Below are 21,854 nucleotides of genomic sequence, written 5' to 3'. Positions count from 1 at the left end.
GGATAAACACGTAATGGCAGAAGTATCTATAGAAAAGCTCGCCAGTGACATTGGTACAACCGTTGACCGGCTGGTTAGCCAGTTTGAAGATGCTGGGATCAAAAAAGCTGTTGACTCTCAGGTAACAGAAGATGAAAAGCGTAAATTGCTTGATCATTTGAGTAAACAGCATGGTGGCGCGGGTTCTGAAGAGCCTACGCGTATGACGCTTAAGCGTAAAACCACCAGTACTTTGAGCGTAGGCAAATCTAAAGCGGTAAAAGTCGAGGTGCGCAAGAAGCGTACCTACGTTAAACGCAGCGAAATGGACGAACAGCGCCAAGCTGAAGAAGAAGCTCGCCGCAAGGAAGAAGAAGCCCGTCGTGAAGCAGAGGAAAAGGCAGCGGCTGAAGCGAAGCGTCTAGCAGACGAAAAAGCGAAAAAAGCGGAAGAGGCCAAAAAGGCGGCTGAAGCTGAGCGTGCTAAGCGTGCCGAAAAAGCCAAGCAGGAAGCTGAAGCGCGTAAACAGCAAGACGAATCACTGACAAGTGAAGAACGTGAAGCGCAGGAAAAAGCGCGTCAGGAAGAAGAGCGTTTACGCAAACAGCAAGAAGACGAAGCCAAGCGCAAGTTGGAAGAAGACGCGAAAAAAGCGGCTGATGAAGCACGTAAGTTAGCTGAGGAAAACGAGCGTCGCTGGAAAGAAGAAGAAGAGCGTCGTAAGAAAGCGGAAGCAGAAGAGGTCCACTTGCATTCTAATCGTTATGCTCAGGAAGCAGAAGATGAAGAGGACATGCAAATAGAACGCTCCTCTCGTCGTCGTAAAAAATCTAAAAAGAATGCCGGTGAGCATCTTAAGCAGGGCTTTAACAAGCCAGCACAACCGGTTGAACGTGTCGTTAAACTGGGTGAGACCATCACGGTAGGTGAGTTGGCAAACCGTCTGGCGGTGAAGTCCAATGAAGTTATCAAAGCCATGATGAAAATGGGCGAAATGGCGACCATCAATCAGGTTCTCGATCAGGATACTGCCGTATTAGTGATTGAGGAAATGGGTCATAAATACGAGTTGGTCAATGACAACGCGCTTGAAGACGAATTACTGGCCAACACAGACCAGGGTGAAGCGATTACCCGTGCACCTGTGGTAACTATTATGGGCCACGTCGACCATGGTAAAACCTCTTTGCTTGACTACATTCGCCGCGCGAAAGTGGCTGCTGGTGAGGCTGGCGGTATTACTCAGCACATCGGTGCTTACAAAGTGGAAACCGATAATGGCGAAATCTGTTTCTTAGACACACCTGGACACGCGGCCTTTACTGCTATGCGTGCTCGTGGTGCGACAGCCACTGACATTGTTATTTTGGTTGTTGCTGCAGACGATGGCGTAATGCCGCAAACCAAAGAGGCGGTTCAACACGCGCGTGCTGCGAATGTCCCGTTGATTGTTGCTGTTAACAAAATGGACAAAGAAACCGCTGATCCAGATCGGGTGAAAACGGAACTGTCTCAGTTAGAAGTAATTTCAGAAGAGTGGGGTGGTGAGCATCAATTTGTTAACGTTTCTGCCAAAACCGGTAAAGGGGTAGATTCATTACTTGAAGCGATCAATCTGCAGGCTGAGCTGTTAGATCTTAAAGCGGTGGATTCAGGACCAGGGCGCGGTATTGTTATCGAATCGCGTCTGGATAAAGGACGTGGACCGGTTGCATCTGTGCTTATTCAGCAAGGCCAGGTTAATGCGGGTGATATCCTGCTTTGCGGTGAAGAATACGGCCGTGTACGCGCGATGCGCGATGAAAATGGTAACGAAGTCAAAACTGCTGGTCCATCAACCCCCGTTGAGGTGCTAGGGTTATCTGGCGTACCTACTGCGGGTGAAGACGCCGTGGTAGTAAAAGACGAGCGTAAAGCGCGTGAAGTCGCTGCCAAACGTCATCAAAAACAGCGCGAACTTAAGCTGGCTCGTCAGCAAAAAGCGAAGCTCGAAAACATGTTTGCCAATATGGAATCAGGCGATGTGAGCGACTTGAATATCGTTCTTAAAGCGGATGTTCAGGGCTCTGTTGAAGCTATTTCAGATTCATTGGTCAAATTGTCCACTGACGAAGTAAAAGTTAATATCGTAGGTTCTGGAGTTGGTGGTATCACCGAAACCGATGCGACGCTTGCCGCCGCATCCGGTGCCATTATTTTGGGCTTTAACGTACGTGCTGATGCAACTGCTCGCCGTGTTATTGAAGCAGAAGAGACTGATCTGCGTTATTACAGTGTGATCTACGACCTGATTGACGAAGTCAAGCAAGCCATGAGTGGTATGCTTGCGCCTGAGTTCAAGCAGGAAATTATTGGTCTGGCTGAAGTTCGTGACGTATTTAAGTCACCGAAGCTGGGTGCAATTGCTGGTTGTATGGTTACGGAAGGTAATGTTAAGCGTAGCAATCCAATCCGTGTACTTCGTGACAACGTGGTAATTTACGAAGGTGAACTTGAGTCTTTACGTCGATTTAAAGATGATGTTCAGGAAGTTCGTAATGGCATGGAGTGTGGTATCGGGGTTAAGAACTACAACGATGTTAAGGTCGGTGACCAGATCGAGGTATTCGAAATCATCGAAGTAGCGCGTCACATTCAGTAGCAACCAATTTAATAAACATTGAATGGGGGCAACTTAGCCCCCATTTTTCTGCCTATCAGTTCAATTTAAGGAGAATGACTATGGCACGTGAATTTTCGCGTACAGATAGAGTTTCTCAACAGGTTCACAAAGAAATCGCCAGTATTTTGCAGAACGAATACAAGCATAAGGTGGGTAACTTACCGCTGATCACCGTTTCTGATGTTGAGGTGTCCAGAGATTTAGCGCATGCAAAGATCTTTATTACGCTATACAACTGCGAAGCGGAACAAGTTAAGACGCAGATGAAGCAGTTAGAGGATAATAAAGGCTTCATTAGAAGTTTATTGGCCAAGCGTGTGAGAATGCGTTCGGTTCCCCATTTACACTTCTTCGAAGATAAATCTATCCAGGAAGGGATGCGGATTTCTAACTTAGTATCGCAAACCGTAGCGAAGGATAATGCGAAAAAGCAGTCTGAAGATAACGAGTAATCACGATGGGAAGGCGCAGAAAAGGCCGTAAAATCAATGGTATTGTATTGGTAAACAAGCCCGTTGGAGGCTCGTCAAACAATATTCTGCAAAAAGTAAGATGGTTGTATCAGGCCGAAAAAGCCGGCCACACAGGCGCGCTGGACCCTTTGGCCAGCGGAATGCTTCCAGTTTGTCTGGGAGAAGCCACCAAGTTTTCACAGTTTTTGTTAGATGCAGACAAAACCTATCAGGTCACAGCCAAATTAGGTATACGCACAACCACCTCTGACGCAGATGGAGAAGTGGTAGAAGAAAAGCCTGTTAACGTCCGTGAGCAGGAGGCGATGGATGCCTGTTTGGCATTTATCGGACAGAGTAAACAAATCCCTTCTATGTTTTCAGCACTAAAGCACGAGGGTAAGCCGCTTTACTGGTACGCACGACAAGGTATCACTATTGAGCGTAAAGCGCGGGATATCACGATTTTTTCCCTCACCATTGATCAGATTAGCTTGCCCGAAATCACCATGACGGTTCACTGCAGTAAAGGCACTTATATACGCTCATTGGTGGATGATATAGGTCAGAAATTAGGGTGTGGCGCATACGTCACCATGTTACACAGAACACAGGTTGCAGATTATCCAGCAGATAAAATGATTGCCTTAGATGAGCTCGTTGCTTTGGCCGAGCAGGCTCATCAACAGCAGGATTTTTCCCCGCTGGATTCATTGCTGTTGCCAATGGATAAAGCCGTTATGTCGTTGGATGCTATTCAGCTTGATGACGAGCAGGTAGACAGGTTCGAACACGGTCAAAGTATTTTACCGCAGCGCTTATCAATTAATGACGGCGATCTGTATCGGGTCTATCAACAAGATCCTGTTCGCTTTTTAGGGGTGGGTGAAGCCATCAGACAGCCTAAAGATCAACCGGCGCATGTGCGGGATGAAGGACTGTTCGTCATGCCCAGAAGACGGGTAGTTTACTAGCGCTCGCGCAACCCGTTGATGATAGAACATAAGCGTAGGGCAGGCGTCACAGATTAGCGCGCTGCCCTTGCAAATTAGTTACTTGCCGCTATAATACGCGCTCTCATCTGTTTGGCTGAATTAGTGATTGGCCAAACTTTTAATTACAGGAGATGACTATGTCACTAACTAAAGAAGAAACGGCACAAATTATTGCTGATTACGGCGTAAAAGAAGGTGATACTGGTTCACCAGAAGTACAAGTTGCTTTGTTGACTCACAACATCAACAAATTGCAAAACCACTTCGCTGGCCATAAGAAAGACCACCATTCACGTCGTGGTTTATTACGTATGGTTAGCCAACGTCGTAAAATGCTTGATTACTTGAAAGGTAAGAACGCTGAGCGTTATCTTGACCTTATCAAGCGTCTGGGCTTACGCCGCTAAGTACGTGTTTCTGAAAAAAGCGCCTTATGGCGCTTTTTTTTTTTGACTGAAAAAGGGATTAATCATAGGGACAGAGCCAGGCTCAGGGGGAAGTTATGCAGTACCTGAAATACATCGCAGCGCTCACAATTTTGATCTCCGTTCCCGGAGAGGCGAATGAGCTTTTAGAATGCGGCAGTAATGAGCAAGCGCAGGAGTTAGTCAGGCTGATTTTAAATGATGAGCATCAGAGACGCTCATCTATGCAATGCAGCAGTGTTTTGATTGAGGTTGCTGAGGACAAAGTTGAAATCATGGCTAATCATGGATTAGTGATGCATAACTTAGGTGGAAGTCCGAATCAAAGACTGAGAAATGCAGGTTTCGAACTTCCCAAGTACTATGGCACCTTCATGGCGAATCAGGTAGAAGCGGTTGCGGGCGGGTATAGCAGCGCTGAAAAAGTCTGGCGTGCATTTAAACAATCTGAACATCACCGCAAACACTTGTTGGGTGAGCATCCGGTTTATCTGAAGCAGGATAAAATAGGTGTCGCCTTCATTAGGAAGAATGACTCACCACATGTGGAATACTGGGCCGTTTACTTAACTGAAGGATCGGGAGATGATAACGAGCAATTCGACGACGTACCCAATAAAGGAATCGATATGCTTACGCCCACATCTGAAAATGAAAATAAGTAGTTATTGTTGCAGTGGTGGGATGACCAAGCGATACTGTTTTGGTCTTTCGTCGTAATGACAACATCACGCCTGAGAAAGTGAATAGGGTTGTCAGGCGTTCCTTATGTAAAAAGAGTTCGAAAATTGAAAGGCGATTACTCTTTTATTTCCAAAATGATTTCTATTTCTACTGCGGAATTCAAGGGTAATGAATTCATGCCAACCGCTGAACGGGCGTGTTGTCCGTTATCGCCAAATACTTCCACCATTAAATCAGAAAAACCGTTAATCACTTGAGAGTGCTGGGTGAAGTCAGGAGTGCTATTTACCATACCGGTCACTTTTACCAATCGTTTAACTCTGGACAATGAGCCAAGGTTTTGTTTTATTGTGGCTAATAGAGAAACTCCCGCCATTCTTGCTGCTTCTGCGCCTTGTTCAGTGGTGAGATCTTTACCTAGTTTACCCTTAATAACTTTGCCTTCAGGGGTGACCGATACGTGACCCGCAGTAAATAGCAGGTTGCCTGTTTGAACCGAATAAACGAAGGTGGCTGTAGGTTCTCCCTTTTCTGATAAATTAAGCCCTAGTTCGGCAATTTTCTTATCGGGATTAGCGACCGCGATCTCGGTAAAAAAGAGTAAAATGAAAAAGCTAAGGGCAGTAATTAATCTCATAATGTTTCCTTGTAATCGTTATATAGATTTTGGCTTAAATGAAGTGCAAACTCATTGATTTCCATATTGCAGGCCAATGCAGGCGTGACATTGTTGTAGAGTGTTTTTTCAATTAAAGTATCTACTGCAATGAAAACCCACATATTTGTTTTAGCAGCTTGCTGACCTGATGCGCTACCGTTAAACAATTGTTTTTCTATCCACCGCGCAATACGTTCAAATTCCTTTTTTCGCGCTGTCATTTTATTTTCCGGAACCAGTCCGGGATAAAGCCTGGCGTAAAGGTGGAGGGTGCGAAACACACCGGAGCGTTTGCGAATAAACTGCACAGTTTCGTGAATCAGAAATTCAAATACCTTTTCTTTATCGACCAAGTTATGAACTTCTAACTCAGTTACCCAGGCATCTAACTCCTTTCCAAAATCTTCGTACAACAATGGTATCAGCGCATTTTTATCTTTAAATCGACGATAAAAGGTTCCCACAGATACGCCGGCTCCTTCTGCCAGTTCAGCGATGCTAATGTGTTCGAAGTACTTATCGTTCAAGCTGTCATGCAGAGATTTCAAAATTTTGTTTTGAGTTATAGCGCTGCGCTTTTGACGCGCGTGAATAATATTCGGCATTAATGTGAATCAATATTTACAAAATCACTTTATGCTCAGTATAATATGTGAATGTATATTTACAAAAATAAATTTCTAGCAATAGTTATTGTAAATACTCGATTCTTAGTTCAGTGCTACTGAGGTTTAAAATGAAATTCAAGCTGACACTCCATTACTGGCTTTTGCTGCTAGTTAGCATTTTTTCGGCGCAAGCTTATAGTAATGAATTTATTGTTCATGAAGCGCAAAAATTTGCCTTGAAGAACGTCACGGTGTTTGACGGGACCGGCAGTCCGGTTCGGTATGAACAAACTATTCTGTTAAATGGTGAGCGCATTGAGGCGGTATTAAACGCGGATGAATTATTACCCAGTGGCTACACAGAGATTGACCTGTCCGGACATACTATTGTTCCTGGCTTTGTGATGTTGCATGAGCACCTGTTTTATCCAACTGGATTAGGGAACTACTCAGACATGGTGTATAGCTTTCCAAAATTATATCTGGCGGGTGGAGCGACAACTATTAGAACTGCCGGCACGATGGCACCTTATGCAGATTTAAACGTTAGTAATGCCATCAAGGATAAAGAGATAATTGGACCGAACATCAATGTCACCGCACCATATCTTAATGGCCCGGGATTACCGATTATGAAAGTAAGAGCGCTGATGGGGGCTGATGATGCCGAAAATCAGGTGAAGTATTGGTTGTCCGAGGGGGTCGAGTCCTACAAGCTATATATGCATATCCGTCAAAAAGAGATGCAGCGCATAATTCAGCTTGCACATGATAATCAGCAGAAAGTTACCGGGCACCTATGCTCTGTCACCTTTAGCGAGGCCGCCGACTTTGGTATTGATAATTTGGAACACGGATTTGTAACGGCGACAGATTTTGTGAAATCGAAAAGGAAAGACGAGTGTCCTGCTAGTAAAGAGGTAATGGAATCGTTATTGAAACAGCCCTTAGACAGCAAAGAGATTGATAAACTGATTGCGCATCTGGTGAAAAATAGTGTCACCATTACTTCAACTCTGACCATCTATGAGACTTTCGCTAAAGGCAGGCCGTTAGCCTGGCAGCAAGCATTGCGCCTGATGAACCCAGACGTTAAACAGCAATACTTAGATCGTTGGTCAAAAATACAGGCAAGTGAAAACAACGATTGGTCTGAATTATTAAAACGTGAGATGCACTGGGAAAAGAAATTTGTGGAGGCTGGCGGACAACTTGTCGTTGGTACGGATCCAACGGGCTATGGCGGCGTTGTGGCAGGTATATCAAACCTTAGAGCTATTGAACTGCTGGTCGAAGCGGGCTTTGAGCTAAGCCAAGCGATCAAGATTGCTTCACTGAATGGCGCTACCTTTTTGGGAAGAGCCGATCAGATCGGCACAATCCAGACTGGAAAACTGGCCAATTTGGCGGTATTTGAAGGGGATTTGAGCGAGGATTTGAATAACCTCAAACGCATTAGATGGGCTGTTAAAGAAGGCACATTTTACGATTCGCAAGCCATATTTTCAGCGATGGAAGGCAAGGTAGGGCTGCATTAATCGTCATGTCAGTGAATGTTCAGGGGGAGCAATGGTTATGAATTTCCACGCAGGTTTGCGATTAATAGGGCCAGGGATGGTATTTGCCGCCACTAGTATCGGCGTATCACATGTAGTCCAGGCTACTCGGGCGGGCGCTGACTTTGGTTATACTTTAGCCGCACTTATCATTATTGCTCATTTGGTGAAATTGCCTTTTTTTAGGGTAGGGGCAGTGTATGCAGCGATCACCGGTGAGAGTTTGTTGGATGCATATCACAGACAAGGAAAGCTGGCGTACGGCATTGCGGTACTGGTTAATTTTGTGACTATGTTTATCATCATGGCGGCGGTAAGCATTGTCGCTGCAGGTGTACTAGCAAATATATTGCCGTTTAATTTGTCGGTAAACCTTTGGTCGGCCATTGTCATGTTTAGTGTCATCGGCTTGTTGGTGGGGGGTGGTTACGCATTATTGAATAAACTGATCCGCTGGATGATGCTGGTGTTCGCTATTCTCTGCCTGGTTACTTTTGTCGCTCTATTTGTGGTTGATTTGCCTTCACCAGCGTCAGTTCAGGTTGACTATTCTACAGCAACCAGTATTGCATTTATGGTGGCGCTGGTGGGTTGGATGCCAACAGCGATTGAAGTGTCTGTTTGGCACTCACTCTGGGTGGTAGAGAAAAATCGCCTGGAATCCGCTGATGTGCATCATCCAAGTAAATCTGCTGCGCCTCTTAAAGATTCGAAGTTAAGGCAAGTTTCCAAAGTCATATTAGATTTTAATATTGGATATATTTTTTGCGTGGTATTCGCACTCATGTTCATGGTATTCGGTGCGAAACTGTTCTTCGGTCAAGGACAGGCATTACAAGACTCGGCTATTGGCTTTTCGGCACAACTCATTACCATTTTTACCACAGTATTAGGCGACTGGAGCAGGCCGCTAGTTAGTGTTCTGATATTTATCGCCATGTATTCAACTTGTCTTGCAGTCGCCGATGGATTTAGTCAAGTGATTACACGTATTGCAGAGAAGCAATTCTCATTACCCCAACAAAAGCATCTGTTATGTTACAAGAGCATCATTCCTATGATTTGTCTCGGCGGCTGGTTGGTCATTTATCTATTCGCCGGTCAACTCAAACTGTTGATAGATTTTGCCACTACGATTGCGTTTGTTACTGCACCTGTTTTTGCCTGGTTGAATTTAAGGGCGATGTCGTTACCTAACGTTCCAATAGAAATGCGAATTAAAGGTGCATACAGGCTCTACAGTTGGTGCTGTTTGCTATTATTAATCGGCTTTGCCGGGTTCTTCGTGTACTGGTTTTTGTTCTAAAACAGCGTTGATATTTTAAGGTTAAACAACAAGACGAGAAGAGAGTGGAAACTTAGGTAGCTTAGCCTGTTCTGACTGAGCTCTATTATCGATCACTTTATATGTATGAAGATATTAGTTCACGAAAAATCAGCAGAGAGGCCATTGAATTGACAGGATCCACAACGGTCAAAAACAAAAACGGACATCAATAATGTCCGTTACTTTCATTAAATTGTTACTTTAGTAACTTCCAAAAGACAATTTTATCGTCACTATCATCATAATACTCTGGTATCACTGCGATTTGCGTAAAACCGCATTTTGAGTAGAAGTTTCTAGTCAACGTGTAATCAGGTAGACCTGAAGTTTCTACGAGGAGGATTCGAGCATCCTTTAACTTTAAATCCTGTTCAACGTGCGCCACCAAGTCGCTACCGATGCCTCGCCCCTGCATCTTTTTCGAAATTGCTATAAGCAAAAGATTCCAAGTTCCTTCTGTCATACGTTCTGGAGCGCAATAGGCAATTGAAATGACTTCATTTTCGTCTGTTTCTGAAACAAACCAAAGTTCTTCGGTTTCTTTTTTTAAAAACCCAGACACCATGTCGTCTAAGTATTCAGATGGAAACATCTGGTTATCATTGATAATTTGCTTAACTGATTTGAGGTCTGACTCTTTAAATTCGCGAATGGTAATATTTGTATCCAACTTTTTACTCACTAATTTTAGACAATAAAATACTGCTCAAAAACAAAGTTGTTCTTGGGGGAAAAATATCCAGCGCAGTTCTCACTAGCAGTTGATTACAATCGTTTCAAAAAATGCCTACAATTTGATAGTTATATTGCTGTTACACAACGATATTAGCATTCTAACGCACGAGATAAAGAACGGTATAGGCTCAATTGATAAGGGTCTGCAACACATGTTAAGAAGTCTATCAAATGTGATCATGCTCATTATCTGAAATTTTCAGGTTCAATGGTGAGCCATCCACTTTTGCTGGGTAAAGACTGAGCTAATCTATGTGAACCGTTAAATCATAATAAGTTAATGCGCCAGCCAGCGAGCAAATCAGTCCTGCTCACGTTTGGTTATTTTCGAGTCTTTTCATCATTCCCGCAGAGGCGGGAACGATGAATTTGGGGGAGGGCTTAGAGTAAACGAGGCGGTTATTGACCAGAAGGATTCGGGCCACTGACAACTTTGGTTGCCATCGTTCTAAGTTCATTTTCCAACGTACTGATCCTGCTGGCTAGCGTGTTGTTACGCTGCTCTAAAACGCTCAGCTTGTCGGTCAGGTTTTTAACAGTTTGTGCCTGTTGTGCTTTGTCACCCGAGGTTTGCTCAAGTCGAACATTCAAGGCAAGTACTTCATCAGCCATCGCGGCGATTTCATTTTTAAGGTTGGCAATCTGGCCTTTCTGACTTTCTATGTTTTGATTTGCTGTACTCACGGAAGAGGTGAGTGAACTCTGGATACCGTTAGTTTTCTCGACTAAATCTGCAATTTCTTTTTGATTGCGACGCCATGCTGAAGCCCACAATTTATCCATTTGCTCCCACAAATCGTTGGTTCTTTTGGATAAGTCAGTCACTTTCACTTGCAGTGCTACGGTTGATTCGCCAATTTCTTCACCCGTTGCTGACAGTTTATTTTCTAATTCAACGATTCTTGCTTCCGCTTGCTCAGCATTTACCTGCTGTTGTTGTAACAGTGTATACAGGTAATAACAGCCACCGCATGCCGCGAGCGCAATCGCCGCAATTAGCACCATCCATATGGGGTTACTTTTAGCTTTGCCGTCGGAGTGACCATTATTTGAAACAGGTTGCTCTGGCGCATCTTTACGTATGGTATGCGCAGCAACTTGTTTCTTCTGATGATAAGCACGACGGTCTTCTTCATCGACTAAAATTTTCGGAAAATCATCGTCACGTGAATTATTTGACATAAGCTCTCTTTACAAATTTAAAACTTTAGGCTTTATATACTCAATATCGCGATGTTAGCGCTATTTTCACCTGAAAGCTACATAGCCATCAGCAGGTTACTCAAAAGATAACCGCTGATATTCGGGTATTGAAATGGCTTCTGCGTCCAGCGATTGATATAGGTTAACCAAATCGTGTTGCAACTTATAACGAAAACGTCTCACTTCTTCCCACAGTATTTCAAGATCCTGACCCTGACCTGATTTAGATTCATCGGCTAATTTAGGGCCGATAAGAGCGTAAGCCTGGTATAAACGTGCTGCCTGTTGCTGCTCGAAGGCAACGATCTCGTCCACCTTTTGCTGATAGTTTTCGCGTCGTGAACGTATCCGCTGGCTATTCTCTGCTGCATTCTTTTTTTGCAGCGCCAGATAATGTGCTAACGATGAGCTGCTCTCGCTGTGAGCACTCTGCCAGCGTTGCACAGAGCCCCGATTTAGAATAATTTGATGTTCGGGATCAATTATAAATACGCTGGGTGTACCGAAATAGGCTGGATGTCCAAGTGGCGCCAGTAATGGAGATAAGTCAGTAAGCCAACCTGCATTGACCACCATAGGCGAATAATGTCTGGTGAGAACTTTGTTCACCGAGTTTGACTGCATCTGCTTAGCCAGGGCGCGTGAGTCGTGACACCAATTAGCGCCAATAATCAACAGCACAAGCGTATTACTTTCTCTAGCCTGTTGCAGGGTCGATTGAAATTGCTTCAACGGATCTGAGTGAGATTCATAAAAGCGTTCTTCTGCTGTCAACGCACAGGTTGACAGCGAGAAAATACAAACCAACAAACTAATGCATAAAAACTTAATCTGCATTACTAATTTCCAATCCACTCCACTCGATATAAATCTCGACGACGATCCAGATAGTTTCGCACGGAACCTTCATTCTGAAGCCGGCGTAATTTTTCCAGATCCAAATCAACAATTAACGTCATTTCTGTATTTGGTGTCGTTTCAGACACGATGGCGTCATGTGGAAACGCAAAGTCAGAAGGTGAGAACACAGCAGTTTGACCATACTGAATATCAACATTATCAACTTTTGGCAGGTTACCAACACTACCAGCAATTACCACATAACACTCATTTTCTATCGCTCTGGCCTGGGCGCAGCGACGGACTCTTAAGTAACCGTTTTTGGTATCGGTCCAAAATGGTACAAAGAGAATTTGCATTTCTTGTTCTGAAAGTATTCTGCCCAGCTCAGGAAACTCTACATCATAACATATCAGGACACCAATTTTACCAAAATCTGTGTCGAAAACACGTAGGCTATTGCCGCCTTTCATAATCCAGTCAGATTTTTCGTGAGGGGTAGGATGCAGCTTATATTGGCTTTCGATGGTACCATCACGTTTGCAAATGTAGCTTACATTATACAATTCATCGTCTTCCACCACCGGCATCGAACCAGCGATAATGGTAATGTTATAAGACACCGCTAAATGCGACATTGCGGTAAGTATTTCGTCAGTATAAGTAGCCAGGTGCCAGATAGCATCAATAGAGGATTCTGACGGGCTGAGTCCCATCAGCGGAGCATTGAAAAATTCCGGAAACAGTGCAACGTCACACTTGTAATCAGATAGTGCATCAACAAAGTACTCGGCTTGTTGGAGCATTTCGGCGACATTTTCAAAATAGCGCATTTGCCACTGCACGCAGCCGATTCTGGCACTGGGTTTTAAGCCGCCAAAGAGCTTCGGATTGCCGGGCTCATAATAGATGTTGTGCCATTGCAATAAGGTTGCATAGCCGTGAGAATCTTGGTCTTCAGGAAGGTAGGCATGCAGCACTTGCTTGACTTCAAAGCCATTGGAAAGCTGAAACGTCAAAATCGGGTCATAGATATCTTTCGACTTGACCTGTTCAATGTACTCATAAGGAGTCATCTCACTGGCATAACTACCGTAGTTTGGAATTCGTCCCCCTGCCATAATTGATTTTAAATTAAGGTTACGGCAAAGCTCTTTGCGCGCCTCATACAACCGGCGACCTAGTCGCAATCCGCGATAATCAGGTGAAACTATAACTTCTACGCCGTAAAGAACGTCACCGTTTGGATCATGAGTGGTAAGATAAGCATCACCGGTTATTTCATCATAGCTGTGCTTGTCGCCAAATTGCTCGTAATCAACAATGACAGAAATTGCAAACGCGACCACTTCGCCTTTGTCTTCAATGCAGATCTGGCCATCAGGAAAGGTGGTTACTTGTGCCTTGAAATTCTTGTAAGGCCAGGCTCCTCCAACGCTCGCATACACCTGATTCATTAGTTCCTTAACGTGTTCGTAATCATCAAGGCGCAGCTTGCGCAACTCAAGATGATGCTCGGTATCTTCCACCACAGTTTGGTCCTGACTCATTTAAAAAACTCTCCTACGAACTGAAAAGATAAACGCAGCATGATTGCCACGGTATGGCCTAAATAAATAGCGCTGCTATAACAATAGTTTATACCGTATTTTTACCGAAAATGATCGCATTATATCAAGCTAAATATTGCGTGTAGCATATCACATCTAAGGTTTGATGGATTGGTTGGGGCCCCACCATCAATGGTATGAGGAACAGGGCGAATAAATCGGGGTGTGTAGACAAGTCACTATTAGCTCGTTATATTAACTATAAAGCTGTTTGAAATGGATACAGCACAAGCGTTGGCTGACAACTAGCTCGGGATTACTGAAGTTGTTCGCCGGCATTAATGGACAAATGTTGAAGCTACGCTGAATATTATGTTGGAAAAATTTCCCTCTCCACCTCCGGTAAAAGACCACAGTCTCCTTATCATTGACAATCAAAGCCTGGTACACGACATCATTAAAGCCGCGCTGGCTGAAATAGGTATCACCAAAGTTAGCAGCGCGATGAATTCGTTTCACGCGCTTCGCCTGTGCGAACAGACACAGTTCGATTTTATTTTGGTTGCGTTTAACGTAAGTGAAGATAAAGACGGTTTTCATTTATATGAAGAACTTAAACACAAACAATTTGTCACTGCGAAAACCACAGTGGTTTTTCTGAGTGCAGAAACCAGTCAGGAGCTGGTTAACTGTATACTTGAGCTTCAGCCTGATGATTTTTGGGTCAAACCGTTGACCAGAACACGCGTTGAACAGCGGTTAGGTCATTTACTTAACATCAGGGCAAAGCTAAACCGGGTACATCATTGTTTAGTGGAGCGTGATTTTTCAGGCGCTATTTATCAGGCAGAGCGCCTGTTGCAGGACCCGTCGTTAGCGGAATATCACCCCAAGTTGCGCAGAACAATAGGTAACTGTCTGTTTCAATTGTTTCAATATGAAGAAGCTGAACGTTATTTTATAAAATTATTAGGCGAACAGGATCACGCCTGGATGCACGTGGGGCTTGTCCGCGCTAAGTTAAAACTGGGTAAAATTGAGCAGGCAGCGACCATGATTGACAACCTGTTGCTGCGCTCTGATACCCGCTTTCAGGTTTATGATCTGATGGCACAATACTATATCGAACGGGAACGGTTTGATTTGGCATATGAACAAATGAAACAAGCCAGTCTACTGGCTCCTCGCAACATCAACAGGAATAAAAAAGTGTGGGATCTGGCGCGTCTCAACCGAGATAAAGAAGGGCAGCTGATCGCAGTCAGAAATATGGCAAAGTACGCCAAAAATTCCATTCACGATTCACCGGAATTACAGTTAAATGTGGTGCGTGCTACGCTCGATCTGGCGACAACACAAAGCGGTGAAGCGTCGCGTAAAACCATGCAAAAGCTTGAGACCGAACTTCAGGATATTAAACAGCAAAAGGGCATGTTAACCCAACTGGGCCCGCAGTTTACAATAATAGAAGCACGGATGCGTTGCCTCAAGAACGATAAGCAGGGCGCTGAAGCAATCATGAAACAGCAGAAGCCGTCTATTGCCAATCTGTCTATGGAAGATAGTCTGGACAAGATGAAAGCGTTTCATGAGATGGGTATGAAGGAACAGTGTTTAAAAATGCTTGATTCCCTACGAAAGCAAATTGAAGGCGATACCTTTACCAGCCAGGTTGTTGACGAGTATTTGAAGCAGGAATCGATTGAGCGAAAAGAAATAAACTTTACCACCAAAGAGCTTAAGTCGATGGCAGCGACGAACTATAAAGAGAACCGCATGATACCGGCGTACAACAATTTAAAACAGGCGTTTACGCTGGCGCCCGCAGACAAGCAGATTGCGCTGAGTTTGCTAAAAGTGTTGGTACAACTAAATTTGAAAGAGCCACTAAGTTTGGAGCAATTGGAATATGCCAAAAATGCGGCCACGTTATTGATGGAAGGTAACTTGCCAGCGGCACAAGTTGTCAAACGGGACGACTATATCGAAGCCATCGGCATCTCGGTCGAATGGGAAAAGAGCAAAGCCATTGCCTCATAGATAAGGTAGGTTGCTTCAGCATCACACTGCGAGTATGATTCACCCCTAATTATAAAAAGCGTTCATCAATTGAGCTTCTAATCGCATTTTATGATTACCTCGTTCTAATTTATCAATTATCTTTCTTACTATTACTTCCTTATTCTATAGCCAATCGAGTTCGGTAACGGTGCGTTACCCACTTTAATTCACTTGGCATATTGCCGTTTTATATTAATGGAGAGTAATTATATGGCACTTATCAATACAGCAATTAAACCGTTTAAAGCGAATGCATTTAAGAACGGTGAATTTATTGAAGTCAGCAGCGAAGATATAAAAGGTAAGTGGGCGGTATTTGTTTTCTATCCAGCCGATTTTACGTTTGTATGTCCGACAGAGTTGGGCGATGTCGCTGACAAGTACGAAGAATTACAGTCTCGTGGTGTTGAAGTATTTTCGGTTTCTACCGATACGCATTTCACCCACAAGGCATGGCATGATGCTTCTGAAACCATTGGTAAAATCAAATTTGCCATGATTGGTGACCCTACTGGAGAGGTTACGCGTAACTTCGATTGTATGCGTGAAACCATGGGTTTAGCTGACCGCGCAACATTTGTGGTTGACCCTGAAGGTATTATCCAGGCGATGGAAATTACTGCGGAAGGTATCGGCCGTGATGCCGATGACCTGGTACGTAAGATTAAAGCTGCACAATATGTAGCTAACCACCCGGGTGAAGTGTGCCCGGCGAAATGGAAAGAAGGTGAAGCGACCCTTGCACCTTCATTAGACCTGGTAGGTAAGATCTAAATCTGCTGACAAACGTGCGCGTTGCGCGGCCGTCTGGCCGCGCCATTCCTCTAATCAGTACAAGGACAAATTCGTTATGTTAACCCCAGAAATAGTTAACGCATTAAAAGGTTATTTTGAGTCAATGCAAAACGATGTCACGTTTGTTTTGCAAACTGGTGAGCACAGTAAAAGAAATGAACTAAAAACGTTTCTAATCAGCATTGCAGACACCAGCGACCGTATAAAGCTTGTTGAACGTGACACCGATGGTAAGTTGCGAAGCGGCCTTAGCTTCATGCTGGAAGTAAACGAGGTAGACTCAGGCATCCGGTTTTCAGGGATCCCCAGTGGTCATGAATTCAACTCACTGGTACTGGCTATCTTGCACGCATCCGGCTCAAAGTTAAAACTTGACGACAGTGTGCGCAAAATGGTGTCAGCAGTGTCGGAACAGCTTCATTTTGAAGTTTTCGTTAGCTTAAGCTGTCACAACTGCCCTGACGTCGTTCAGATTTTAAATCAGTTTGCGTTGTTGAATCCGAACATCTCAGCGGAAATGATTGACGGTGGTCTTTATCAGAGCCTGGTAGAAGAACGCGACATTCAAGGGGTGCCCAGCGTATACCTGAATGGTGAATTGTTTGCTAGTGGTAAGGTGGATGCCGCGACTTTAATCAACAAACTGACGGAGAAATACCCACAGTTGACCGAAGTTAATAAGGGTAAAAGTTTGCCCATGCAGGATGTAACCGTAATAGGTGGTGGTCCGGCAGGCGTAAGTGCGGCCATTTACAGCGCAAGAAAAGGGTTGAAAGTTACCGTTGTTGCAGACCGCTTTGGTGGTCAGGTTAAAGATACAATGGGGATTGAAAACCTGATTTCGGTGCCAAAAACAACCGGGCCGGAATTGGTTGGCAACCTCGCCGATCATATGAAAGATTATGATATTACGCTGAAAGAGCACGTTCATGTGTCCAGCGTTGAAAGTGGTGACGTGAAAACCATCACGTTATCCTCTGGTGAAACAATCACTAGCCGTTCTGTCATTGTTGCGACCGGCGCACGCTGGCGTGAGCTGGGTGTTCCCGGCGAAAAAGAAAACATTGGTAACGGGGTGGCGTATTGCCCACATTGCGACGGTCCATTCTTTAAAGGTAAGGATGTTGCGGTGATTGGTGGCGGTAACTCGGGGATAGAAGCGGCGCTTGATTTGGCCGGGATCGTTAAATCGGTAACCGTGTTCGAGTTTATGCCGGAACTTAAAGCGGACAGCGTACTGGTTCAGCAAGCCAAAAAGCGTAGCAATATCACCATTAAGAAAAACGTTGCGACTCAGCAGATTGTAGCTGAAAACGGTAAAGTAGTTGGTATTGAGTACAAAGATCGCGCTACTGAAGAGGTAAACACGCAGCCACTTTCAGGCGTATTTGTACAAATTGGTCTAGTGCCTAACAGCCAATTCATTAAAGGGGTTGTCGATACCACTAAACATGGTGAAATTATTGTCGATGAAAAATGTCTGACATCTGAACCGGGTATATTTGCAGCAGGTGACGTAACAACCGTGCCTTATAAGCAAATCGTGGTTTCAATGGGTGAGGGTGCCAAAGCTTCACTGGCGGCGTTTGAATATTTATTGACGCACCAGGTTGATGAAGAAATCGCTGAAGTAGCCTAACACACTGAATTAAGTTAATAAAAATGCCCGCAAAAGCGGGCATTTTTTATCGGTTCAGCTAGCTTTACGCGGCAGTATTATCCTTTGTTTACTGCCTTTTTCTTCGTAGGCTGTTTTTTGAATTTTGGCTGTGGGGGCAGACCCGTGTGCTTAGTCAGAGCGCGTTCGCCTCGTTTGCCGGGACGTACTTTTTGCTGTTTTTCTTTCGCCGACGCCGGCGGTACAAGATGCTGCGGGCCGCGGCCAATCAGATCTTCCCGTCCCATCTTAATCAACGCCTCTCTGATCTGGGCAAAGTTCTTAGGATCATGATAGCGTAACATTGCCTTATGCAAGCGGCGGTGTATTTCACCTTTGGCTGAAGGTACCGCTTCACTATCCTTGGTGACTTTTCGTAACGAATTAACCTCAGTGTGATACATCGTGGTCGCTGTGGCCATCGGTGAAGGATAGAAGTTTTGAACCTGATCCAACTTGAATCGATTTTCTTTTAACCAAATCGCCAGATTAAGCATGTCTTCGTCCGTCGTGCCGGGGTGCGAAGCAATAAAATAAGGGATCAGATACTGCTTTTTACCCGCTTCCTCTGAGTATTTGTCAAACAACTCTTTGAAGCGATAGTAGCTGCCCATACCTGGTTTCATCATCTTACTAAGCGGGCCATCTTCGGTATGCTCAGGGGCAATTTTTAAATAACCTCCTACATGGTGCAATGCCAGTTCGCGCACATAGGCCGGATCTTCTACCGCCAGATCGTATCTCACCCCTGATGCAATCAGGATCTTCTTGATACCAGGCAGTTCGCGTGCTCGTCGATATAAATCGATAGTAGGCGTATGGTCAGTGTCCATGTGCGCACAAATACTTGGATAAACGCACGAAGGGCGACGACAGGTCGCTTCGGCTTTTGGGCTTTTGCAGCGCAAACGATACATGTTGGCGGTAGGCCCGCCTAAGTCCGAAATCACACCGGTAAAGCCCGGTACGTTATCGCGGATCTGTTCTATTTCACGAATAATTGAGTCTTCAGAGCGACTTTGAATTATTCGCCCTTCGTGTTCGGTAATTGAGCAGAATGTGCATCCACCATAACAACCACGCATGATATTTACAGAGAATCTGATCATATCGTAAGCAGGAATTTTGGCTTTACCATACACCGGATGTGGCACCCGCTGATATGGCAAATCAAACACTGCATCCATTTCTTCGGTTTCCAGTGGCATGGCTGGCGGATTGATCCAGATGTGTCGATCACCATGACGTTGCATTAAAGCACGGGCGCAGCCAGGGTTAGTTTCCTGATGCAGAATACGCGAGGTATGCGCGTAAAGTACTTTGTTTTCTTTTACCGTTTCAAATGCAGGCAGCTTTACGTATACATTTTCCCAGGGTTTACGGCGTTCAGCAGGTTGCACCACTATAGCTTTGGCCGAGCCCGAGTCATTTGCGGACGTATCTTTTTTGTCGCACTCAGGTTCTTCCATGTAAGGGCTGGGGATTGGGTCGATCTTGCCGGGTCTGTCGATGGAAGTTGAGTCGACCCCTTGCCATTCGGGAAGCGCTTCTTTCACAATAATTGCGGTACCACGCACATCACGTATATCAGCGATATTTTCACCGGCGGCTAAGCGGTGGGTCACTTCAACCAGCGGACGCTCGGCATTTCCGAACATCAGCATGTCAGCTTTGGCATCAAAAAGCGCACTACGGCGGACTTTTTCGGACCAGTAATCATAATGAGCAATTCGTCGTAAACTGGCCTCAATGCCGCCAATAATAACAGGTATACCTTTGTAAGCTTCTTTACAGCGCTGACTGTATACGGTAACCGCACGGTCAGGCCTCTTGCCCCCTACGTTATCTGGTGTATACGCATCGTCATGGCGAATTTTCTTATCTGCCGTATAGCGGTTAATCATTGAATCCATATTGCCCGCCGTGACACCGAAATACAGATTGGGTGCGCCCAGCTTCATAAAGTCGTCTTTACTGGTCCAGTCTGGCTGGGCAATGATGCCGACGCGGAAACCATGGGCTTCAAGTACACGCCCAACTACTGCCATACCAAAACTTGGATGATCAACGTATGCATCACCTGTTACCAGAATGATGTCGCAACTGTCCCATCCCAGTTCATCCATTTCTTGTTTTGACATAGGAAGAAACGGGGCTGTACCCAGACAGTGGGGCCAGTATTTTGGGTAAGAAAACAGACTGCGGTCTGCTTTGATCGTTGCTTGCATAACAGTAACCAGTATAAAACGGGCGCGTATTATAGCAGGCGAGGGAGGGTGTCGCCTAGGTTATACTCAAAATTTAACCAGTTGGTGGATTAAATATAAAAATACCTTGTGAAATCAACTCCCTGAATTAAGCTAACAGTACACCATTCGCTCATTTTTTTTCCGCATGAATTATTGGCTATTTAAAACCGAACCAGACACCTTTAGTATCGATGACCTGATTAACCGACCCGAGCAGACTGAACCCTGGGAAGGTGTGCGTAATTATCAAGCCAGAAACTTTCTGCGTGACGAGGTAGCAGAAGGTGACCACGTGTTTATTTACCATTCGAGCTGCAAGCTGGTTGGAATTGCAGGTATTGCCACTGTAGTTAGAGCAGGCTACGCTGATGAAAGCCAATTTGATCCTGATTCAGCGTACTATGATCCCAAAGCGGATCGCGACGACCCGAGGTGGTTTCGCGTCGATGTAAAGTTTAAAGAGAAGTTTGCCAGGGTGTTGCCCCTTAAAACCATCAAACAAATGCCAGACATCACAAATATTGGACTGGTCAAAAAGGGACATCGGCTATCTATCATGCCGGTAGATCAACAGGAATGGAAAACGTTGAGCGACGCCGCAAGACAAACGTAACTCGCGCTGCCTAGCAGCGCGCCTGCGCACTTGGGCAGATTTAGCCTGGCGGCAATTCAAACCACAACGCGGTCAGCGCGCTTATGGCTTTAACTTCTAAGTCACCTTCTGTTAGGCCAATTGCGTCGCCATTATCGAGCATCAGGTCACGGACCTGCGCTGTACCCTCAATCAGGTGTAAATAGCCCCAACTTGCGTCAGTCGATAAAGTAATCGTTTCGCCTTGCTTCATGGCAAGGCGATACAAACTGGCATTTTGCTGCATCGTTAGAGAGCTATCTCGTCCGTCCGCGGTAACTAATGGCGTCAACATCGCATTCTGACGTACTGTTTTCTGTGCGTAACCGGGTTTGATGCCTTGCTTGTCTGGCTGGATCCAAATATGTAAGAAGCGCAGCTTTTCGGTTTTCGAGTGATTGAATTCAGAATGTTTAATTCCGCTGCCCGCACTCATCCGCTGAACATCACCCGCTGGTACTACGTAAGCATTACCTTCACTGTCTTTATGCTCGATGGCTCCTTGCATAACATAGGAGATAATTTCCATATCACGATGGCCATGGGTGTCAAAACCAGCACCTCCGACTACCTCATCATCGTTGATGACACGCAGAACGGAAAAGCCCATGTGCTGTGGGTCATAATAATGGCCAAACGAGAATGAATGCCTGCTGCGCAGCCATCCAAAATCAGCTAGTCCACGCTCATTTGCGCGTCTCAGATAAAGCATTATATATTCCGGATTCAACTAATTCTTATGTTAGTTTATGAGTGGAATTTAATTTTTTACAGCAGAAAGATTGTT

Annotated in this window: 19 protein-coding genes; 11 read left to right on the top strand and 8 right to left on the bottom strand. The window is 44.9% G+C overall.

Translation table 11 applies throughout. The features are described 5' to 3' along the window. The first annotated feature begins 13 nt into the window (after window positions 1-13). The 5 genes from infB to HCJ96_RS14190 all read left to right on the top strand — a co-directional run bounded on the left by infB (window position 14) and on the right by HCJ96_RS14190 (window position 5,178). Window positions 14-2,620, top strand: a complete 2,607-nt coding sequence (gene infB / locus HCJ96_RS14210) for a translation initiation factor IF-2 (RefSeq protein WP_169211732.1) — start codon at window positions 14-16, stop codon at window positions 2,618-2,620. Window positions 2,621-2,700: 80 nt separating this feature from the next. Further along, window positions 2,701-3,093 carry a 30S ribosome-binding factor RbfA gene (gene rbfA / locus HCJ96_RS14205; protein WP_169211731.1) on the top strand — a complete coding sequence of 131 codons (393 nt, stop codon included), beginning with the start codon at window positions 2,701-2,703 and terminating at the stop codon, window positions 3,091-3,093. Window positions 3,094-3,098: 5 nt separating this feature from the next. Continuing rightward, window positions 3,099-4,067, top strand: coding sequence for a tRNA pseudouridine(55) synthase TruB (gene truB / locus HCJ96_RS14200; protein WP_169211730.1), 969 nt, complete (start codon window positions 3,099-3,101; stop codon window positions 4,065-4,067). A 158-nt stretch (window positions 4,068-4,225) separates the two neighbouring features. Then, entirely contained in the window at window positions 4,226-4,495 is a 270-nt protein-coding gene (rpsO, locus tag HCJ96_RS14195; RefSeq protein WP_169211729.1) for a 30S ribosomal protein S15, read from the top strand. A 95-nt stretch (window positions 4,496-4,590) separates the two neighbouring features. Continuing rightward, window positions 4,591-5,178, top strand: coding sequence for a CAP domain-containing protein (locus HCJ96_RS14190; RefSeq protein ID WP_246261423.1), 588 nt, complete (start codon window positions 4,591-4,593; stop codon window positions 5,176-5,178). A 134-nt stretch (window positions 5,179-5,312) separates the two neighbouring features. On the opposite strand, the gene HCJ96_RS14185 is transcribed toward HCJ96_RS14190, so the two are convergent. Both HCJ96_RS14185 and HCJ96_RS14180 read right to left on the bottom strand, forming a co-directional pair. Then, complete coding sequence (locus HCJ96_RS14185; protein WP_169211728.1) at window positions 5,313-5,834, bottom strand: RidA family protein; 522 nt, start codon at window positions 5,832-5,834, stop codon at window positions 5,313-5,315. Further along, a complete protein-coding gene (locus HCJ96_RS14180) occupies window positions 5,831-6,382 on the bottom strand; it encodes a TetR/AcrR family transcriptional regulator (protein ID WP_169211727.1) in 552 nt (183 codons plus the stop codon). Before HCJ96_RS14180 ends, HCJ96_RS14185 begins: the two co-directional genes overlap by 4 nt. Before the next feature lie 209 nt (window positions 6,383-6,591). Between HCJ96_RS14180 and HCJ96_RS14175 the strand changes: the two genes are divergently transcribed. After that, complete coding sequence (locus HCJ96_RS14175; RefSeq protein ID WP_169211726.1) at window positions 6,592-8,001, top strand: amidohydrolase family protein; 1,410 nt, start codon at window positions 6,592-6,594, stop codon at window positions 7,999-8,001. A gap of 37 nt (window positions 8,002-8,038) precedes the next feature. Next, window positions 8,039-9,325 carry an NRAMP family divalent metal transporter gene (locus HCJ96_RS14170; RefSeq protein ID WP_169211725.1) on the top strand — a complete coding sequence of 429 codons (1,287 nt, stop codon included), beginning with the start codon at window positions 8,039-8,041 and terminating at the stop codon, window positions 9,323-9,325. 217 nt (window positions 9,326-9,542) lie between these two features. On the opposite strand, the gene HCJ96_RS14165 is transcribed toward HCJ96_RS14170, so the two are convergent. The 4 genes from HCJ96_RS14165 to HCJ96_RS14150 form a co-directional block, all read right to left on the bottom strand. Beyond that, window positions 9,543-10,016 (bottom strand): GNAT family N-acetyltransferase, encoded by a 474-nt coding sequence (locus HCJ96_RS14165; protein WP_169211724.1) that lies wholly within the window; start codon window positions 10,014-10,016, stop codon window positions 9,543-9,545. A 464-nt stretch (window positions 10,017-10,480) separates the two neighbouring features. Continuing rightward, complete coding sequence (locus HCJ96_RS14160; protein ID WP_169211723.1) at window positions 10,481-11,263, bottom strand: hypothetical protein; 783 nt, start codon at window positions 11,261-11,263, stop codon at window positions 10,481-10,483. A 96-nt stretch (window positions 11,264-11,359) separates the two neighbouring features. After that, the gene (locus HCJ96_RS14155) at window positions 11,360-12,121 is read right to left on the bottom strand and encodes a thioredoxin family protein (RefSeq protein ID WP_169211722.1); all 762 of its coding nucleotides are present in this window, start codon (window positions 12,119-12,121) and stop codon (window positions 11,360-11,362) included. Window positions 12,122-12,123: 2 nt separating this feature from the next. After that, window positions 12,124-13,674 carry a bifunctional GNAT family N-acetyltransferase/carbon-nitrogen hydrolase family protein gene (locus HCJ96_RS14150; protein ID WP_169211721.1) on the bottom strand — a complete coding sequence of 517 codons (1,551 nt, stop codon included), beginning with the start codon at window positions 13,672-13,674 and terminating at the stop codon, window positions 12,124-12,126. 372 nt (window positions 13,675-14,046) lie between these two features. Here HCJ96_RS14150 and HCJ96_RS14145 point away from each other — a divergent pair, with 372 nt between their 5' ends. The 3 genes from HCJ96_RS14145 to ahpF all read left to right on the top strand — a co-directional run bounded on the left by HCJ96_RS14145 (window position 14,047) and on the right by ahpF (window position 18,169). Next, window positions 14,047-15,714 (top strand): response regulator, encoded by a 1,668-nt coding sequence (locus HCJ96_RS14145; RefSeq protein ID WP_169211720.1) that lies wholly within the window; start codon window positions 14,047-14,049, stop codon window positions 15,712-15,714. A gap of 231 nt (window positions 15,715-15,945) precedes the next feature. Further along, entirely contained in the window at window positions 15,946-16,509 is a 564-nt protein-coding gene (gene ahpC / locus HCJ96_RS14140; protein WP_169211719.1) for an alkyl hydroperoxide reductase subunit C, read from the top strand. Window positions 16,510-16,585: 76 nt separating this feature from the next. Continuing rightward, window positions 16,586-18,169 carry an alkyl hydroperoxide reductase subunit F gene (gene ahpF / locus HCJ96_RS14135; protein ID WP_169211718.1) on the top strand — a complete coding sequence of 528 codons (1,584 nt, stop codon included), beginning with the start codon at window positions 16,586-16,588 and terminating at the stop codon, window positions 18,167-18,169. Window positions 18,170-18,246: 77 nt separating this feature from the next. On the opposite strand, the gene HCJ96_RS14130 is transcribed toward ahpF, so the two are convergent. Then, the gene (locus HCJ96_RS14130) at window positions 18,247-20,415 is read right to left on the bottom strand and encodes a YgiQ family radical SAM protein (RefSeq protein ID WP_169211717.1); all 2,169 of its coding nucleotides are present in this window, start codon (window positions 20,413-20,415) and stop codon (window positions 18,247-18,249) included. A 166-nt stretch (window positions 20,416-20,581) separates the two neighbouring features. Between HCJ96_RS14130 and HCJ96_RS14125 the strand changes: the two genes are divergently transcribed. Beyond that, entirely contained in the window at window positions 20,582-21,049 is a 468-nt protein-coding gene (locus HCJ96_RS14125) for an EVE domain-containing protein (RefSeq protein ID WP_169211716.1), read from the top strand. A gap of 40 nt (window positions 21,050-21,089) precedes the next feature. Here HCJ96_RS14125 and HCJ96_RS14120 read toward each other — a convergent pair whose 3' ends face one another. Next, window positions 21,090-21,779 (bottom strand): pirin family protein, encoded by a 690-nt coding sequence (locus tag HCJ96_RS14120; RefSeq protein WP_169211715.1) that lies wholly within the window; start codon window positions 21,777-21,779, stop codon window positions 21,090-21,092. Between the last annotated feature and the right edge of the window lie 75 nt (window positions 21,780-21,854).

The sequence above is a fragment of the Alteromonas ponticola genome (genome assembly GCF_012911815.1).
GTDB classification, from domain to species: domain Bacteria; phylum Pseudomonadota; class Gammaproteobacteria; order Enterobacterales; family Alteromonadaceae; genus Alteromonas; species Alteromonas ponticola.
This window is presented reverse-complemented; position numbering and strand designations above follow the sequence as displayed.

Excerpts from the sequence above, each read along its gene's own strand:
- HCJ96_RS14125 (WP_169211716.1), top strand. The coding sequence starts at position 20,582 with ATGAATTATTGGCTATTTAAAACCGAACCAGACACCTTTAGTATCGAT.
- rbfA (WP_169211731.1), top strand. The coding sequence starts at position 2,701 with ATGGCACGTGAATTTTCGCGTACAGATAGAGTTTCTCAACAGGTTCAC.
- HCJ96_RS14160 (WP_169211723.1), bottom strand. The coding sequence starts at position 11,263 with ATGTCAAATAATTCACGTGACGATGATTTTCCGAAAATTTTAGTCGAT.
- HCJ96_RS14130 (WP_169211717.1), bottom strand. The coding sequence starts at position 20,415 with ATGCAAGCAACGATCAAAGCAGACCGCAGTCTGTTTTCTTACCCAAAA.
- rpsO (WP_169211729.1), top strand. The coding sequence starts at position 4,226 with ATGTCACTAACTAAAGAAGAAACGGCACAAATTATTGCTGATTACGGC.
- ahpF (WP_169211718.1), top strand. The coding sequence starts at position 16,586 with ATGTTAACCCCAGAAATAGTTAACGCATTAAAAGGTTATTTTGAGTCA.
- HCJ96_RS14150 (WP_169211721.1), bottom strand. The coding sequence starts at position 13,674 with ATGAGTCAGGACCAAACTGTGGTGGAAGATACCGAGCATCATCTTGAG.
- infB (WP_169211732.1), top strand. The coding sequence starts at position 14 with ATGGCAGAAGTATCTATAGAAAAGCTCGCCAGTGACATTGGTACAACC.
- HCJ96_RS14175 (WP_169211726.1), top strand. The coding sequence starts at position 6,592 with ATGAAATTCAAGCTGACACTCCATTACTGGCTTTTGCTGCTAGTTAGC.
- HCJ96_RS14120 (WP_169211715.1), bottom strand. The coding sequence starts at position 21,779 with ATGCTTTATCTGAGACGCGCAAATGAGCGTGGACTAGCTGATTTTGGA.
- HCJ96_RS14170 (WP_169211725.1), top strand. The coding sequence starts at position 8,039 with ATGAATTTCCACGCAGGTTTGCGATTAATAGGGCCAGGGATGGTATTT.
- HCJ96_RS14145 (WP_169211720.1), top strand. The coding sequence starts at position 14,047 with ATGTTGGAAAAATTTCCCTCTCCACCTCCGGTAAAAGACCACAGTCTC.
- ahpC (WP_169211719.1), top strand. The coding sequence starts at position 15,946 with ATGGCACTTATCAATACAGCAATTAAACCGTTTAAAGCGAATGCATTT.
- HCJ96_RS14185 (WP_169211728.1), bottom strand. The coding sequence starts at position 5,834 with ATGAGATTAATTACTGCCCTTAGCTTTTTCATTTTACTCTTTTTTACC.
- HCJ96_RS14190 (WP_246261423.1), top strand. The coding sequence starts at position 4,591 with ATGCAGTACCTGAAATACATCGCAGCGCTCACAATTTTGATCTCCGTT.
- HCJ96_RS14155 (WP_169211722.1), bottom strand. The coding sequence starts at position 12,121 with ATGCAGATTAAGTTTTTATGCATTAGTTTGTTGGTTTGTATTTTCTCG.
- truB (WP_169211730.1), top strand. The coding sequence starts at position 3,099 with ATGGGAAGGCGCAGAAAAGGCCGTAAAATCAATGGTATTGTATTGGTA.